15 protein-coding genes are annotated in these 14,824 nt (G+C 55.5%); 6 read left to right on the plus strand and 9 right to left on the minus strand.

The window, feature by feature from the left end; all coding sequences use genetic code 11:
• Positions 1 to 43 precede the first annotated feature (43 nt).
• Complete coding sequence (locus tag ACT3R7_RS12225) at positions 44 to 913, minus strand: D-hexose-6-phosphate mutarotase (protein ID WP_193092796.1); 870 nt, start codon at positions 911 to 913, stop codon at positions 44 to 46.
• 144 nt (positions 914 to 1,057) lie between these two features.
• Here ACT3R7_RS12225 and ACT3R7_RS12230 point away from each other — a divergent pair, with 144 nt between their 5' ends.
• From ACT3R7_RS12230 to ACT3R7_RS12245, 4 genes are all read left to right on the plus strand, one after another.
• Positions 1,058 to 1,300 (plus strand): GlsB/YeaQ/YmgE family stress response membrane protein, encoded by a 243-nt coding sequence (locus tag ACT3R7_RS12230; RefSeq protein ID WP_018916625.1) that lies wholly within the window; start codon positions 1,058 to 1,060, stop codon positions 1,298 to 1,300.
• Positions 1,301 to 1,492: 192 nt separating this feature from the next.
• The gene (locus tag ACT3R7_RS12235) at positions 1,493 to 3,958 is read left to right on the plus strand and encodes a DUF1266 domain-containing protein (RefSeq protein WP_193092795.1); all 2,466 of its coding nucleotides are present in this window, start codon (positions 1,493 to 1,495) and stop codon (positions 3,956 to 3,958) included.
• Positions 3,959 to 4,043: 85 nt separating this feature from the next.
• Positions 4,044 to 4,679 carry a C40 family peptidase gene (locus tag ACT3R7_RS12240; protein WP_225736314.1) on the plus strand — a complete coding sequence of 212 codons (636 nt, stop codon included), beginning with the start codon at positions 4,044 to 4,046 and terminating at the stop codon, positions 4,677 to 4,679.
• A 36-nt stretch (positions 4,680 to 4,715) separates the two neighbouring features.
• Complete coding sequence (locus tag ACT3R7_RS12245) at positions 4,716 to 5,903, plus strand: MFS transporter (protein ID WP_193092794.1); 1,188 nt, start codon at positions 4,716 to 4,718, stop codon at positions 5,901 to 5,903.
• Positions 5,904 to 5,920: 17 nt separating this feature from the next.
• Here the strand turns inward: ACT3R7_RS12245 and ACT3R7_RS12250 are convergent, their stop codons facing one another.
• Genes ACT3R7_RS12250 through ACT3R7_RS12270 form a run of 5 tightly spaced genes read right to left on the minus strand, consistent with a single transcriptional unit; the run spans position 5,921 to position 10,745 of the window.
• Positions 5,921 to 6,535: an ABC transporter ATP-binding protein gene (locus tag ACT3R7_RS12250; RefSeq protein ID WP_193092793.1), complete on the minus strand. Its 615-nt coding sequence runs from the start codon at positions 6,533 to 6,535 to the stop codon at positions 5,921 to 5,923.
• Positions 6,528 to 7,349 carry an ATP-binding cassette domain-containing protein gene (locus ACT3R7_RS12255; protein ID WP_193092792.1) on the minus strand — a complete coding sequence of 274 codons (822 nt, stop codon included), beginning with the start codon at positions 7,347 to 7,349 and terminating at the stop codon, positions 6,528 to 6,530. Before ACT3R7_RS12255 ends, ACT3R7_RS12250 begins: the two co-directional genes overlap by 8 nt.
• A 32-nt stretch (positions 7,350 to 7,381) precedes the next feature.
• Entirely contained in the window at positions 7,382 to 8,188 is an 807-nt protein-coding gene (locus ACT3R7_RS12260) for an ABC transporter permease (RefSeq protein ID WP_193092791.1), read from the minus strand.
• On the minus strand, positions 8,185 to 9,165 hold the full coding sequence (locus tag ACT3R7_RS12265; RefSeq protein WP_192539533.1) for an ABC transporter permease: 981 nt from the start codon (positions 9,163 to 9,165) through the stop codon (positions 8,185 to 8,187). Before ACT3R7_RS12265 ends, ACT3R7_RS12260 begins: the two co-directional genes overlap by 4 nt.
• Positions 9,156 to 10,745, minus strand: coding sequence for an ABC transporter substrate-binding protein (locus ACT3R7_RS12270; protein ID WP_193092790.1), 1,590 nt, complete (start codon positions 10,743 to 10,745; stop codon positions 9,156 to 9,158). Before ACT3R7_RS12270 ends, ACT3R7_RS12265 begins: the two co-directional genes overlap by 10 nt.
• 101 nt (positions 10,746 to 10,846) lie before the next feature.
• Between ACT3R7_RS12270 and nikR the strand changes: the two genes are divergently transcribed.
• Positions 10,847 to 11,248 carry a nickel-responsive transcriptional regulator NikR gene (gene nikR, locus ACT3R7_RS12275; protein ID WP_193092789.1) on the plus strand — a complete coding sequence of 134 codons (402 nt, stop codon included), beginning with the start codon at positions 10,847 to 10,849 and terminating at the stop codon, positions 11,246 to 11,248.
• Positions 11,249 to 11,321: 73 nt separating this feature from the next.
• Here the strand turns inward: nikR and ACT3R7_RS12280 are convergent, their stop codons facing one another.
• Positions 11,322 to 11,804, minus strand: coding sequence for an FKBP-type peptidyl-prolyl cis-trans isomerase (locus ACT3R7_RS12280; protein ID WP_192538964.1), 483 nt, complete (start codon positions 11,802 to 11,804; stop codon positions 11,322 to 11,324).
• 180 nt (positions 11,805 to 11,984) lie between these two features.
• On the opposite strand from ACT3R7_RS12280, the gene ACT3R7_RS12285 reads away from it, so the two are divergent.
• Complete coding sequence (locus ACT3R7_RS12285) at positions 11,985 to 12,263, plus strand: hypothetical protein (protein WP_192538963.1); 279 nt, start codon at positions 11,985 to 11,987, stop codon at positions 12,261 to 12,263.
• A gap of 161 nt (positions 12,264 to 12,424) precedes the next feature.
• On the opposite strand, the gene ACT3R7_RS12290 is transcribed toward ACT3R7_RS12285, so the two are convergent.
• The gene (locus ACT3R7_RS12290) at positions 12,425 to 12,892 is read right to left on the minus strand and encodes an outer membrane lipoprotein (protein WP_192538962.1); all 468 of its coding nucleotides are present in this window, start codon (positions 12,890 to 12,892) and stop codon (positions 12,425 to 12,427) included.
• 236 nt (positions 12,893 to 13,128) lie between these two features.
• Complete coding sequence (locus tag ACT3R7_RS12295; RefSeq protein WP_018916638.1) at positions 13,129 to 14,727, minus strand: isocitrate lyase; 1,599 nt, start codon at positions 14,725 to 14,727, stop codon at positions 13,129 to 13,131.
• Between the last annotated feature and the right edge of the window lie 97 nt (positions 14,728 to 14,824).

Genomic DNA, 14,824 nt, shown 5'->3' on the forward strand with positions numbered 1-14,824 from the left:
CTTGCCTAGTGAACAGCATAGCGAAAGGTTAATGAACCGTTCATTAACCGCGGCTAAGCGTGGTCCCCAACAGGTGCTGCGCGCCAGGCACCAGCCATACCGGATCAAGGCGCGTATTGGCTGATTCAATGCACACAAAATGGCGTGCTGCATCGGCTGGGGTGTCGCTGGGAAGTTCGGTATTAGGGTGCCACACGACCGTTGAGTCGCTTGACTGTTTGGCAACGCGCAGGCTGCGTACGCCATCATTAAGCATCACCGCTTCATTACTGTGATAAATCCGGTCGATGGCGCCGTGGATGGCAAGCGTACCTTGCTGTTCGGATTCGGCAAAGTCACGCAGTTTATCCAAGTAGCGTGCCCCTGCAAGTCCTTCCAGTCGACAGGCGTGAATGTCATTGACAGCTAAATAGGTATGCAGCGCGCCGCTGGTTTTTACCGGCGCATCGCCGATGTTTTCACTGATAAGCTCAACGTTTAGGCGCTGCGCATTAGCCTGAATGACCACGCGCGCGGTGAGCTGGCTATGTAAGGATTGCGCTGGGGAAAGGTGCACTTCAATGCCTTCAGCGTGCTCATCGACGGCGTCCAGCCGCCAAGCCGCCTGACGCGCCAGGCCATGGAACGGGCCATTGCGATCAGGGCTTTCATCAGCATAACGTTCGTCGGCAAACCAGGGCCAGCATAGTGGGATGCCGCCACGTATCACGTCTGGCAAGGGCTGCGGTGTTGGGGTTATCCACAGCCAGCCGGTATCATTGGCGGGGCGAAAATGCAGCACCTGAGCGCCTTGCAGGCTGATCGCCAGTTCACCCCAGGGCATATTGAAAAGCGCGACATCACGCCCTTCCCAGTTAGCCGTTTGCTGGCCTTCTACATGGGCAATGAGGTTAACGAGGGAATCAGGGGTCATCGGCGTTCCTTAAAAGGGTTTGTATCAAAAGGGTTTGCATCAAAGTAGGCAGAATTGTCGCGCTGTGTGCTATGGTAGGACAAGCAAGACTTGTAGGTAAAACACGTACGTAAAACCCTGGTAAGTGGATATCAAGGAGGCACTATGGGCTTTATTGCTTGGTTAATCATTGGTGGTTTAGCTGGCTGGATCGCTGGCAACATCATGCGCGGCGGCGGTTTCGGCATTTTAGGAAACATTGGCGTAGGTATTGTCGGTGCTGTGCTCGGCGGCTTTATGTTTAGTTTGTTAGGTCTGCAGGCGGGCGGTTTTATTGGCTCATTGGTCACCGCGACGGTAGGGGCGGTGGTGCTGCTTTGGGTTATTAGTAAGGTTAGAAAAGCTTAGCATCGACTAGCTTACATGGTTATTGCTGCCCGGCCCTGTGCCGGGCAGCGTCGTTTTAGGCCACTAAGTTTTAGACCAATAGGTTTTACGACAATAGATAGGTTTAGCTATCGGTCTTGGCACCACTTTCCGTTACACTAAGGCGCTTTGTTCTAGCGCATTGCTGGTAGATTTTTGCTTTCGAGGTGTCTCTTGGTCGACGCGTTAAACGCCTGGTGGGCCCAACAGCTGGTGCTCTGTGATTGGGCATTTACCCCGCATCCGCTTTCGGTGGATACGCAAGCGGCAGAGCAGCGCTTGCTGCAATTGGGTATTACCAGCCGTAATGAGCTGGCGGAACAGCTCTTTCATGCGTTAGGCGCCTCGACAGGGCAGGCCGACCGCTTGCTGGGTGCCCTGGAATGGTCGGCGCTGGCCGGTGCGGCAGGCTGGCTTGAGGCCGGTCAGGCACGAACGTGGGCGCACCATGTCATACGCCGCATTACCTCTGACTACAGCGATTTACGCGCCTGGCTTTCAGAGCTGCGCCGCGTGTTGGGAGCCAACGGGTGGGAAATAGGCGCCGACGATCGTTTTATCGATGCCTGTCAGGCGCTTTCTGCCCTTGAAAACGAAGGTGAAGGTATCACCTGGGAAATGCTTGAGCAGGCGCTGGCACAGCTGCCGGCACCGGCCTCGGTATGGCCTACAGCCCCTGAAGCCCAGGTATGGCGCTTAGGCGCGCTGTTTCGCCCGGTGATCAGCTATCCGGCAAGCCAGACCGACTGGCCTGATGCCAGCCAGTGGCTTGAGCGCATTTGGCAGATCAATGACCGAGAACAGCTGTTGGAAGTGGCGCTGTGGCTAAGCGCGCAGGGTGAACGTCAGCGCTGGGACATTGAGGCCCGTGAACTGCTGGCGATGGATAATGCCCAGCGTCTTGCCTGGCAGCACGATGAAATCGAAGACTCCCCTTACGCTGGCGTACTCAATGCATTTGTAAGCCAGGGCGAGCCGCTCGAATGGGCCGCGTGGGACTGGCTGCGGCTGGTGGAAATTGCCTGGGCGGGCGCCTGCTGCGGCTGGCTCACCCAGGCAGAGGCGGATGACCTAGCGTGCCATGCGGCAGACCTTATCGGCCATCGTTACCATGACTGGCACGCCATACTAAAAGCCTATATGCGCGGGCAAAGCCTCTTTGAAGGCGTTGATCGACGCAATATGACGCCCAATGCGCACCACGTGCTGTTGATCAACGCCCCGCATAGCCCGTGGAAGCGGCCACCCACGACGCTGCTTAACGACTCGACTCGCCAAGCCTCTCAGCAGCGCATTAAACAGTGGCGCAATACGCCCCATCACTGGCTGTTGGCGCTTGCAGGGGTACGCGAACCTGATGTCATGCTGCGCCAGCTAAATCCAGGCGCCCCTATCGATGAGCAGCGCCGCGCTGACGCTGCACTTTATCTACAGGAATCGCTTGGCTTGCATGCCGATGAAGGACCGCAGGTATTGGCTCGCTATTGGCTGCCTGCCCAGGCCCACCACCTTAATCAGTTAGCAGCCGATGCGGTGCATGGCGTATGGCCACCTTCGCAAACGCTGTTTGGCCAGCCCACGCCGGATGAGCTGAAACAGCGTAATGCCGTAAAAGGCGTTAGCCGCCATGCGGCGACCATCCATATGGCGGAAAAATTCGCCTTTTACCTGCATATGGCTTTGGATAGCGATCTGTTTGAGCGCGAGCCGCTGTTTGCTTATGCCAGCGCGCTGCGCAGCTGCCTGTGCCGCTTTTACCCCAATCCCAAGCGGCTGCTGGAAGCTTGGTTTGCCTGGGAAAGTTGCCTGCCCGAGCCTGAGCACGACTCGTTGATCAATGAAATCGCCTGGCATCTGGATGACCCGGGCAGCCTGTTTTACTGGCTTGACTGGCAGCACGATGCCTGGTGTGAGCCTGGTGGGCGGCCTACCTTGACGCACTTTACCGCCATGTCGCTGGTTGGGCCGCTTAATAGCGCCGTCTGGTGCGAGCCCCAGCTTGAAAGTCCGCGCGAGTGTGACGATATTCGCGAATGGGTAGAGAGCCACTATCACCTGACCAGCGCCGCCGATATGCAGGAGTTCTTAACGTTGATGCTCGATGCTGGCGATCGTCAGGAGTACCAGATCAACTACGCGCCTTACACGCTGAACCCGGAGCGCCTAAAAGCTGAAATTGCCATTTTAGAATCGGGTGACTGCGCTGAGGAAGAGCGTCATCACCTGCTGCGCTTACGCCGCGTGCAGGGAAATGAAGATCACTGTAATGATGTCGACATGGCCGCGTGGGATATTGCTCAGCTGGTCGATCTGGCCATTGCTGCCCGGCAGCTTGGTTGGTTGGAAAGTCAGGCATTTGCTGAGGTATTGGACCGCGCGTATCAGTTAGCCGCTGACCACTATGCTGGCTGGCAAGAGTATGCCGCGGGTATGTATGCTGGGTTTTCATTTTTTATGGGCGAAACGCCGGAACGCGAGAGCTTTTTAGCGGGATTTCGTCAAGCAATGGTGGCCTGGGTTTGTGGGGCACCGATTCTGGCTGGACCCTGGGCCAGCCTCGATTTTCCGGGCAATAAGCCGCGTCATTTTGCGCCACTTCACATCGACACCTTACCGGGTGATCAGAGAACACTACATTGAGGCTCGCCAAGCATGTACGACCTAGCTTATAGTCTATCGCGTGTTATTACTTATACCCTTTCCATAATAGTACGAGGTTAATCGCATGGTTGCGTTGCCACACCCCGCTGTGACCGCTGTCCGTGTTGTAAGTGTTTGTGTTGTCGTTGCCTTTCTTTCGGGTTGTGCAGGCTCCTCGCGTCAATCGATCGAGCCCCCTGAAGATTACTTCGCGATGACGCTGCCAGGGATGACAAAAGGTTCTACCCCGCAAATGTCACCCATCAATAATTCCGTTGCACAGTTACGTAGTTTTCAGACACCTCCACCAACGCTTGTACGCCAAGCGCTAATGGAGCAACACCAGCGATGGGCCGGGACGCCTTACCGCATCGGTGGAACTTCAGCGCGAGGGATCGACTGTTCGGCGTTGGTGCGCAATGTTTTTCGCGATACGTTTGATTTAGAACTACCCCGTTCGACTTACGATCAGGTAAATGAGGGACGCCCGATCGACCGCCAAGAGCTGCAGGCGGGCGATCTGGTCTTCTTCCAACCCCCGGGACGCTACAACCATGTGGGGATTTATGTAGGAGATGGTTATTTTCTACATGCCTCTACATCGCAAGGGGTGATCATCTCCAGCTTGGATAACAGTTATTGGCAGCGCTATTACTGGCAGTCACGGCGGGCATTGGAGCCAACCAACCTGGCTTATTTGGGCAGTAATTTTACGCCGTGAGGATAGTGGGCTGCGCTGCTTACGCTTAGGGATGGCATGATTGCAGATAAAACACCGGCTTGGTGGCGAGCAACAATGGCCCTGTGTTTAGGGTCATTTCTTGTTTTTATTAACCTGTATGTTCCCCAGCCGTTATTGCCTGAGCTTAAAACCGCCTACGAAGTATCGACGCTAGGCGTTAGCCTGTTGATGTCGGTCGCTACCTTGTCGTTGGCGTTTGCCCTGTTAGTGTTTGGGCCGCTTTCCGATGCGATAGGCCGTGAAGACATTATGCGGATTACGCTACTGCTGGCCGGTGGCTGTTCGCTACTGCTGGCATTTGCGCCAAACTTTGAAAGCCTGCTGGTGCTGCGTCTGATTCAGGGATTTGTCCTGGGAGGGCTACCTGCCGTTGCGATTGCCTGGATGGGCGATGCCTTTGAGAAACCCGCGCTGCTCAGCGCAGTGGGGCTGTATATTGGCGCCAATACGTTAGGCGGCATTAGCGGGCGGATTGTCGGCGGTGCAGCGGCAGAAGTGGGTGGGTCTTCCGCTGCGTTTATTGCGGTAGGGGTAATGACGCTGGTGGGCTGCGCCATTTTTTGGCGCCTGCTGCCCAATAGCCGTGCGTTTACTCCCAAGCAGTTTCAACTGCGCCGCGCCTTAATCGATATAGTCGGGCATCTGCGTACCCCGGTGCTGCTTGCCGCCTACTGCCTGGGCGGCATTAACTTTCTGATTTTTATCAATCAATATAGCTATATTACCTTTCGCCTGGCGGTCGAGCCGTACCAGTTGGCTGCCAGCGGACTGGGGCTGATCTTCTTAACTTACCTGGGCGGTACGTTTGCGTCGACCATCTCCGGGCGTTTAGCTCAGCGTTATTCCCCCGCTAGCTGCATGATGGCCGGCGTGGTGATTTTAATGCTAGGTACCGCCGTCACCCTGAATGATTCGCTGGTGCTGATTATTCTGGGCCTCACTATAAACGCATTTGGGTTTTTCCTGGCTCACTCTCTTGCATCCAGCTGGGTGGGACGTTATGCCCAGGGGGCGCGAGGCAGCGCATCGGCTTTGTACCTGGTGTTTTACTACGTGGGTGCAAGCCTGGGTGGCTTTTGGCTGGAGCCTTTCTGGCAGGGCGCCGGTTGGACAGGCATCGCCTGGGGGTCGTGGATTCTGTTAAGCGTCACCCTGATGATTACGTTGGGTATGCGCCGCTTCGAGCGCCGTTGCAGACGTTGATGCCGGTCTTAAAGATCTCAGCAGGCCTGTAATTGACGGCTCTTGAGGTGATAGTGGCGACTGCAAAGCCGCTTGATCAAGGCCGTGTCATGGCTGATGACTAAAACGCCAAGCCTTCGCGTTTGCGCCTCGGCTTTTAGCGCCTGCCAGAGCGCTACCTGGGTAATCGGGTCAAGCATTGTTGAGATTTCATCGGCGATTAAATAACGTACCCCGGGTGCTAAAGCCCTTAATACGCAGATACGTTGCAGCTCGCCGCCGGAAAGCGACCCAGGCAGGCGGTTTAACCAGTCGGGCTTAATGCCAAACGCACGGCACAGCGCTTCAGGCGGCGTCCACGCCTCGTTCAGCACCCGGCCTACTCGCCAGCGCGGATTAACCGCAAGTTCCGGTGATTGAGGCAGCCATTGCACCGGCTTTATACCCCGGGACGGCAGCTTTTCACCATCCACTAAAACGCGCCCACTGTAGGGTAAATAATAGCCCGCAAGCAGCTGACCGAGCGTGGATTTGCCCGCGCCTGAATCGCCGCTAAGTCCCACCCATTCGCCAGCGTTTACACCCATTGAAATGCTCTTCAAAAGCGGCGGCTGTGCCTTGAAAGTAAAGCTTACTTGGCAGGCTTCAAGCAATGTTCCCCTCCTTCTTGTGCATTATTTGTGGAGCGCTAAAGGCATTGTCCGGCAGGGCCTGCCAAAGCGCCTGGGCGTAAGCGCTTTTAAGGGTTTCGCCCAGGCCGGTAAAGGCGCTGGCGGGGGCTGTCTCAACACTGCGGCCCTGATGCATGATAGTCACGTGGTCGGCAATCGGTAGCGCATGACGTAAATCGTGGGTAATTAAGATCACCGCCTTGCCTTGATGTGCCAGTGAACGTAGCGCGCTGAGCACCCGGTCGCGTTGAACGGGGTCCAGGCCAACAGTGGGCTCGTCGGCGATAATAAGAGACGCTTGACCGACATGGGCCATAGCCGTGAGCACTCGCCGGGCCATACCGCCCGACAGTTCATGGGGGTAGGCGCGGCCTGCGCGGTCATTAAGCTGGTAGTGGTTGAGTGCTTGCCCGGCAGCCTGCCAGGCAGCTTTATGAACGAGGCCTGAACGGTTTGCCGCCCAGCTTACCTGGCGTTGGGTGCGTACCAACGGGTCGAGCGCGTTTAAGGACTGAGGAATTAACGCCATATGACGGCCACGCAAGTGCCGCTGGCGTTTGGCATCCAACAGCGTCTCCTGATAAAAGCACTGGCCGCTTAGCCGGGCATCCGCAGGTAATAGCCCCATGATGGTATGCGCGAGCAGGCTTTTGCCCGCCCCGGATGCGCCGACTACCGCGTGTAGACTGCCCGCCGCAGCACTAAACGAAAGTTGATCCAGATGCGTTGCAAAGTGGCGCTGCCACCAGCGTGGAGAGTAGGGAAGCTCAAGGGTTAACTGCTCAATACGTAGCATATAAAGCTCCACTGGTGAAAAGATCCCCGGCTCTATGGTGAGAGCGCGCGACGTAGAAGTGTTGCCGTGCGCTCAATGCTGAGCACCATCAGCAGTAACCCCAGCCCAGGGAAAACACCCAGCCACCAGTAGCCGCCGCTTAGATAGCGCATGGCATCTGCCAGCAAAATACCAATAGCCGGTTGGCTAGGGCTTAACCCAACGCCCAGAAATGTCAGCGCGGCCTCGTGCAGAATCGCATGCGGAAACAGCAGCAGCGCGCCAACCAAGCAATGCGGCAGCGCATGGGGTAGGAAATGATGCAGCACGATAAATCCCTGGGATTTGCCCAGCGCGCGTGAAATACCGATGTAGGGCGCGTGGCGCAGCTGCAGTAGCTCGGCGCGCAACACCCGCGCCAGGCTGGGCCAATGGGTGGTCGCCACCGCGATAATAACCGCATGCAGGCCGCCGCCAAGAGCAAAAGCGATTAGCAGCAATAAGATAAGATGCGGCACGCTAAGCAGTGTATCGATTAATAACTGCACCAGGGCATCCAGTCGGGGGGAGAGCATTGCCAGTATGGCAAGGCTTAGCGCAATGGCCGTTCCCAATAGAGCCGCCAGGCAGCCCACCCAAAAACTCAAGCCAAGCCCGGCAAGCGTGCGTGCCCAAAGCTCACGCCCCAGCGCATCGGTTCCCAGCCAGTGCGCAGTACTTGGGGGGAGTAAGCGCGCATCAAACTGCATTTGCCCCGCCATTCCCCCGGCCCACCAGTGGCTTGATAGCAGCGCTAACAAAGCGAGCGTCGCGATACTCGCGTACGCGATAGTCTGCAGGCGCGGCTGGGTAGTCCTCATGCGTGTCTCCGGCGCATGCGTGGATCAATCAGATGGTAAAGGCTGTCCGCCAGCATATTGCCCGTGCAAACAAATACCGCGGTAAATAGTGCAATGCCTAATAACAGCGGCACATCGCTACGAAGACCTGCCTCGACCGTGGCTCGGCCGAGGCCTGGGTAGGCAAACACCTGCTCGATTAAAATTGAGCCACCGAATAGCTCACCCAGTGATGCCAGGGCCAATGTCATTGCTGGCAGGCTTGCATGGCGTACGCCGTGTCGCCAGGCAATGTCCAGCCGGCTGGCGCCTTGGGCAAAGGCGTGGGTGGCAATCTCTGAGCGCATCAGCGCGAGCATGCGAGTTCGGGTATGTAGGGTGATAGAGGCCGTGCCCAGCAGCGTCAGCGTAACAATCGGCAGAACCAGATGGTGGGCTCGCGTGAGAAGGTCTAGCTCATTGCTTAGCACTCCTGTCGGCCCTGCGCAGCAAACCGGTGTCCAGCCCAAATATACAGAGAAAAGCATAACGCTGAGAATGGCGAGCCAGAAGGTAGGCGTTGAGGCGGTGATATAGGCGTAGGTGCTAATCACTTTATCAAGCGGTGAGCGCTCTTTGGCCCCGGCAATAACCCCCAGCGTGAAGCCCAGCAGGATGGACAGTAGCCAGGCGCTGCCCAGTAATGCAATTGAGCGCTTAAAGCGTTGGCTAATGACGTCACCTACTGGCTGGTTATATACATGGCTAAACCCCAGATTGCCGCTGGCTAACTGCTGCAGCCAGCGGCCAAACTGTAGCGGGGCCGAGTCGTTAAACCCCCAGCGTTGAGCGATAAGTTCACGCTGCTCGGGGCTTACCTGGGCCATTTGCGGACCAAGGTAGGCATCTACCGGGTCTACCGGGGAGGCCATCATAAGGCTAAAGGACACCGCCGCCACGCAGAGCAATACGAGCCCCAGGCGTAGCAGGCGCCGTGCGATGACGAGGCCTAATCGCACGTCCAGCGCCAGTCAAGCAGGTTCGCCGTCACGGGCCACCCATGACCGTGAGGGGCCACGCCTAATTCGCCTACATCCAGGCACTTGTCGGCGGCATAAACGTGAGAAAGATTGACCATCCAGGCCCAGCTAACATCGCCACGGAAGCCGTAGCCGGTTTTGCCATCCCATTGGGCAGCCTGCCAGTGCTGATTGGCCTGTTCAGCGCTGGCAGCGGTTTGGGCGGCTTCCAGGTGGCTGTCGACCGTGGCGTTTGCGTAATAGCCGCTGTTATAAAAGCCGTTGCCCGCGTGCTGGCTATGATAAAGGTAATAAACCTCCTGGGGACTTTGGCTGCCAAACCCCATGACTACGGCATCCTGATGCAGGGCTTGGCGCTGAATCTCGTCCCAGGAGCGCCCCGTGGGCTGCATTTGGATACCCAGGGGGCGTACCATTTCAGCGCTCACTTCTGCCAGTAGCTGCCGGGTACTATCACTCGATGGATAGGTCAGATGGAAGCGGGCTGGCTGGTCATCTTTATAGCGCAGGCCGTCGTCACGGCGTTGCCAGCCAGCGGCCTCCAGAATGTCGGCGGCCTGATCAAGGTCTGGGGCATCGATGTGTTCATCAGTGTGGCTCCAAGGCAGACCATCCGCCGGGCCGAATGCCGGGCGGCCGTAACCATGTAGCGCTATATCAACCTGGGTTTGACGATCAAGCGCCAGGTTCACTGCCTGACGAATGGCAAGATCAGCGGTCACGTTATTGCCAATGAGGGCGCCGGAGGGCGCGCGGTCACCATTGGCAGGCTGCATGGGAAACATAATGCCCCGGTTATCGACGCTTTGCATAACAACGGGCTGCATATGCGAAGGCAGGTTGGCCGCTAGAGCAGGTGGTAGCGCAGCGATATCGACGCCGCCCGCATGAGCGGCGCTTAGCGTGGTATCTTCACCGGTAAATAGAAAAACCAGCTGCGCAAACGTGGGGGGCTGCCCGTAAAAGTAGGGGTTACGTTCGACAATAAGCTGCTCGCCTTCTTGCCACTCCACTAATTGGTAAGGGCCTGAGCCAACCGGATGCCGACCATAGTTATCCGTATAGCCGTTTTCGCGCTCAGCATGGGGCACAATGCCTAAAGTAAGGAGCTGATCGATAAACGTAATGCGCGGCTTGTGCAGGGTCAGTGTTACGGTGTGATCATCAATCGCCGCGGCGGTTTGTAACGCGCTCAGGTCCGCTCGACCCCCCGCTTGAGCCGCTTTATTGAAGGTAAATGCAACGTCTTCGGCGGTGAGCGCGGTACCATCTGAAAAGCGCACATTGTCACGCAGCGTAATGGTCCACGTAAGGCGGTCGGCTGAGAGCGACCATTCGGTTGCAAGCTCTGGCTGCAAAGAAAGATTTGTGCCGCGCGTGAGCAGGGTCGATTGAAAAAGCGGGTTACCGTATTGTCCCCAACCTAATAGCGGATCAAACCCCTGCTCAGGTTCGCCACCGATGGCAAGCACGAGCTGCTCTTTGGCACTGGCCGTGCTAATCATCAAGCTACTAAGCAGCACACCGAGTAAGATAGTGCCGCAGTTGGGTTTATACATTGCAAGGGTCCGCTTGGAAAAGAGTATGATGTTTTTACAATAACATCATACTGAGCTCCTCAAAAGCGGATAGCTGAAGGCCATGATCAAGGAGAAGATGTATGCAACGCGTCACGATAACGCTGGATGAAGAGTTGTTAGACGAGGTCGATGCGTTAATGCGCGCGCGCGGCTACCAGAACCGCTCGGAAGCTATCCGTGATTTAACGCGTAGCGGTCTTAAGCAGATAAAAGAGGAGGCCGTGCCTGAAGCGCTCTGTATGGGCGCACTTGTGTACGTTTATGACCATGCGGCGCGGGATCTTTCAAAGCGCTTAACGCGTCACTCCCACGATCATCACAGTCTTACGCTTTCAACACTGCACGTGCATATCGATCACGATAGCTGTCTGGAAGTCGCTTTATTAAAAGGGCAGGGGCATGAGCTCAAGCAGTTTGCAGATGAAGTCACTTCATCGCGCAGCGTGCGCCATGGCCAACTGGTGCTGATTCCTGAGACTTGAAGACTCACTGCATAATAAACATTCATAAAAAAAAGGCGGCCCGCAGGCCGCCTTTTTCAGCAAACGTAAGCGATTAATGCTCAACGCCGCCTTCACCGTGCACGTGGCCGTGCTCGGTTTCTTCCTGGCTCGCTTCACGAACGGACGCAATCTCAACATCAAAGTTAAGATGTTCGCCCGCCAGAGGATGGTTGCCATCAACGATAACGGTGTCGCCTTCGATGTTCTTAACCGTCACCATCAGCGGGCCACCTTGAGTCTGGGCTTGGAACTGCATGCCCGGCTCAATGTTTTCGACGCCCTGGAAAGCATCACGCGGTACTTCTTGTACCAGCTGTTCTTGAACTTCGCCGTAACCCTCTTCCGGAGTTACTTTGACGTTCAGCTTGTCACCCGCTGCGCGGCCTTCAAGCTCTTTCTCCAGACCCGGGATAATGTTGCCCGCGCCATGGAGATACGTCAGAGGCTCACGGCCTTCGGAACTGTCTAGCACTTCACCTGAGTCATTGGTCAGGGTGTAGTGAAACGCGACAACCGAGTTTTGCGCAATTTGCATTGAATAGCCTTTCGGTGAGTGCATGTCCCAACATGGTAACGCGTGAAACGCGGCTTGTCAGGGGGTAAGCCAGGTTTTTACGCTCACTCGTTCATCGCGGTATTGCGCCGCACGGTGACCGGGGATACCCTACGCCAACAACTTTTGGCCTTTTTTAAATTCCATTCACCGGAGTTTGCTATGACGACTTTCCTTATTTGGCTTATCGCTTTTGGCGTAATTGCCTATTTTGTCAATCAAAAATGGCATAGCGGCGTTAGCTGCGGCCTAGATCGAATGCTGCCCAGCGTAATGAAAAGTCATGGCTCAAACCGCTATTTATGGGTCGGCACACTGGCTGTATTAGGTGCAACTACGCTGGTACGCCCGGTAGAAGTTCTGCTGGTAGCTATTCTGCTGGTAATTATTGGTCTAGTCGTTATGAAATTGGCTGAGTGGGCGAGCAGTATGGCGCACTGATTTATCACCGCGCTTAAATAAAAACGCCCGACCATTCAAAAAATGGTCGGGCGTTTTTTGTATTGCGGTTAACAACGTTTCTAAGTGACTGCGGTAGTGCGTAAAGATGCCAATCTGTTCACTGCCCACCATCAATCACGATAATGGGCAAGTGGCAATGATTAGTAAGGCGCGATACTAAGGTTGCCACCGCTACCAATCAGGCGCACGCGCTGACCAGCTTGGTACTGATGGTCAGCTCGCTGTACAACCACTACATCGCTACCGTCATCACGGCGAATTTCCATTTCTAAGGCGGCAACGCGGTTAGCCCGATCTTCGGCTGCTGAACCGGCAACGGAACCACCTAACGCACCGGCAACGGTGGCTAGCTGACGACCAGAACCGCCGCCCACTTGGCTACCTAAAAGGCCACCGATGATAGCACCGCCACCGGTACCTAACAGGCCCCCAGCACGGCTATCGGCCTGAATTTGTACCGGACGAATAGCAACAATCGTACCGTAAGAGACGCTTTGGCCTGTCTGTGCTTGGTTGCCGCGGTATACATCGCCCGAGTAAGGTGAGGTGTTGGCACACCCGGCTAAGGTCAGGATGCTTAATGCAGCAACAGGTAGTAAACGTTTCATTAAAACCTCCAAGGTGTTGCAGCTCAAATGGCAATATCAAGATACTTCAATTATAAAACAGTGTTCGCTAAAAGATAACTGAAGCTGTTGGCTATGACCACTGATCATTCGAAAAGATCATAAATCTCAGTGTAGACAGTGAATAAGAAAACAGTGTGCAGATATAACGAAAAAACCAGGAGCCTTAAGGTCTCCTGGTTTGCAGGGCTTTCAATGAATGAGGATGGAAAAACTAATTAACCAAACTGGTTCATCGTATTATCTTTGCCGCCTGCTTTAAGCGCGGCATCGCCGTGGAAGAATTCCTTATGGTCATCGCCAATATTGGAGCCCGCCATGTCCTGGTGTTTTACCGTGGCAATTCCTTGGCGAATCTCTTCACGCTGAACGCCTTTTACGTAGGCAAGCATACCTTCCTTGCCGAAATAGCCCTTGGCCAGCGTATCGGTGGAGAGTGCGGCGGTGTGGTAGGTGGGTAGGGTAATCAGGTGATGGAAAATACCCGCTTCGCGAGAGGAGTCGCGCTGGAAATTACGCGTCCATTCATCTGCCAGCTGGCCAAGCTCGGTATCGTCGTACTCAACACTCATCAGCTTGTCGCGCTGGTAGGCGGAAACATCCTTGCCGTCTTTCTCCCAGGCGTCGAATACCTGTTGGCGGAAGTTGAGCGTCCAGTTGAAAGAAGGCGAGTTGTTGTAAACCAGTTTGGCATCCGGCACAACGTCACGAATACGGTTGACCATGCTGGCAATTTGGCCAACGTGGGGTTTTTCAGTTTCGATCCATAAAAGATCGGCGCCATTTTGCAAACTGGTGATGCAGTCAAGAATAACGCGGTCTTCGCCTGACCCCGGTTTAAACTGGTAAAGGCCGGATGGCAAACGTTTGGGTTTTACCAGTTGACCATTTTGTTTGATCACCACATCGCCATTATTGATATCGGCGGCGTTCTCGATAACGTCGCCATCCAGAAAGCTGTTGTACTGATCGCCAAGGTCCCCGGGCTCGTGGGTAACGGCAATCTTCTGCGTCAGGCCTGCGCCTAAAGAATCGGTGCGTGCCACAATCACACCGTCGTCTACGCCGAGCTCTAAAAATGCATAGCGAACCGCGTTGATCTTGGCCAGAAAGTCCTCATGAGGGACGGTTACTTTGCCGTCCTGATGGCCGCATTGCTTCTCATCGGAGACTTGGTTTTCCAGCTGAATGCAGCAAGCGCCTGCCTGAATAAACTTCTTGGCCAGCAGGTAAGTCGCTTCTGCGTTGCCAAACCCCGCATCGATATCGGCAATGATCGGCACAATATGGGTTTCATAATTATCGATGCTGCTAATGATTTCCTGCTCTTTGGTTCTGTCGCCAGCGGCTTTGGCGTCGTCCAGGGCACGGAACAGATGGTTAAGCTCCCAAGAATCGGCCTGTTTTAAAAAGGTATATAGCTCCTCAATCAGGTTGGCGACCGAGGTTTTCTCATGCATGGACTGATCGGGCAGAGGACCAAACTCAGAGCGCAGTGCGGCCACCATCCAGCCCGAAAGGTACAGGTAGCTGCGCTTGGTGGTGCCGAAGTGCTTTTTAATCGAGATCAGCTTCTGCTGGCCAATAAAGCCGTGCCAGCAACCCAGTGACTGCGTGTACTGCGAAGTGTCTGCGTCGTAGGCGGCCATATCGTTACGCATGATCTTGGCGGTGTAACGGGCGATGTCGAGACCTGTATGAAAGCGGTTCTGAGTACGCATGCGGGCAGCGTATTCAGGTTTGATGGCATCCCACTTGCCACGCTGGGCTTCGCGTAATTGAGCCATGGCTTTAATATCGTTAAGCAGTCCAGTCATGAGTAATTTCTCCAGGGTCGTATGAGCACTTCGTAAGTTGTTTTATAGCGGTGCTGCGCTTGCGAAAACGTTTCCAGCTGCTTACCGGCAAAGGACG

This window comes from Halomonas sp. AOP43-A1-21 (genome assembly GCF_052376775.1).
GTDB classification, from domain to species: Bacteria; Pseudomonadota; Gammaproteobacteria; order Pseudomonadales; family Halomonadaceae; genus Vreelandella; species Vreelandella colorata.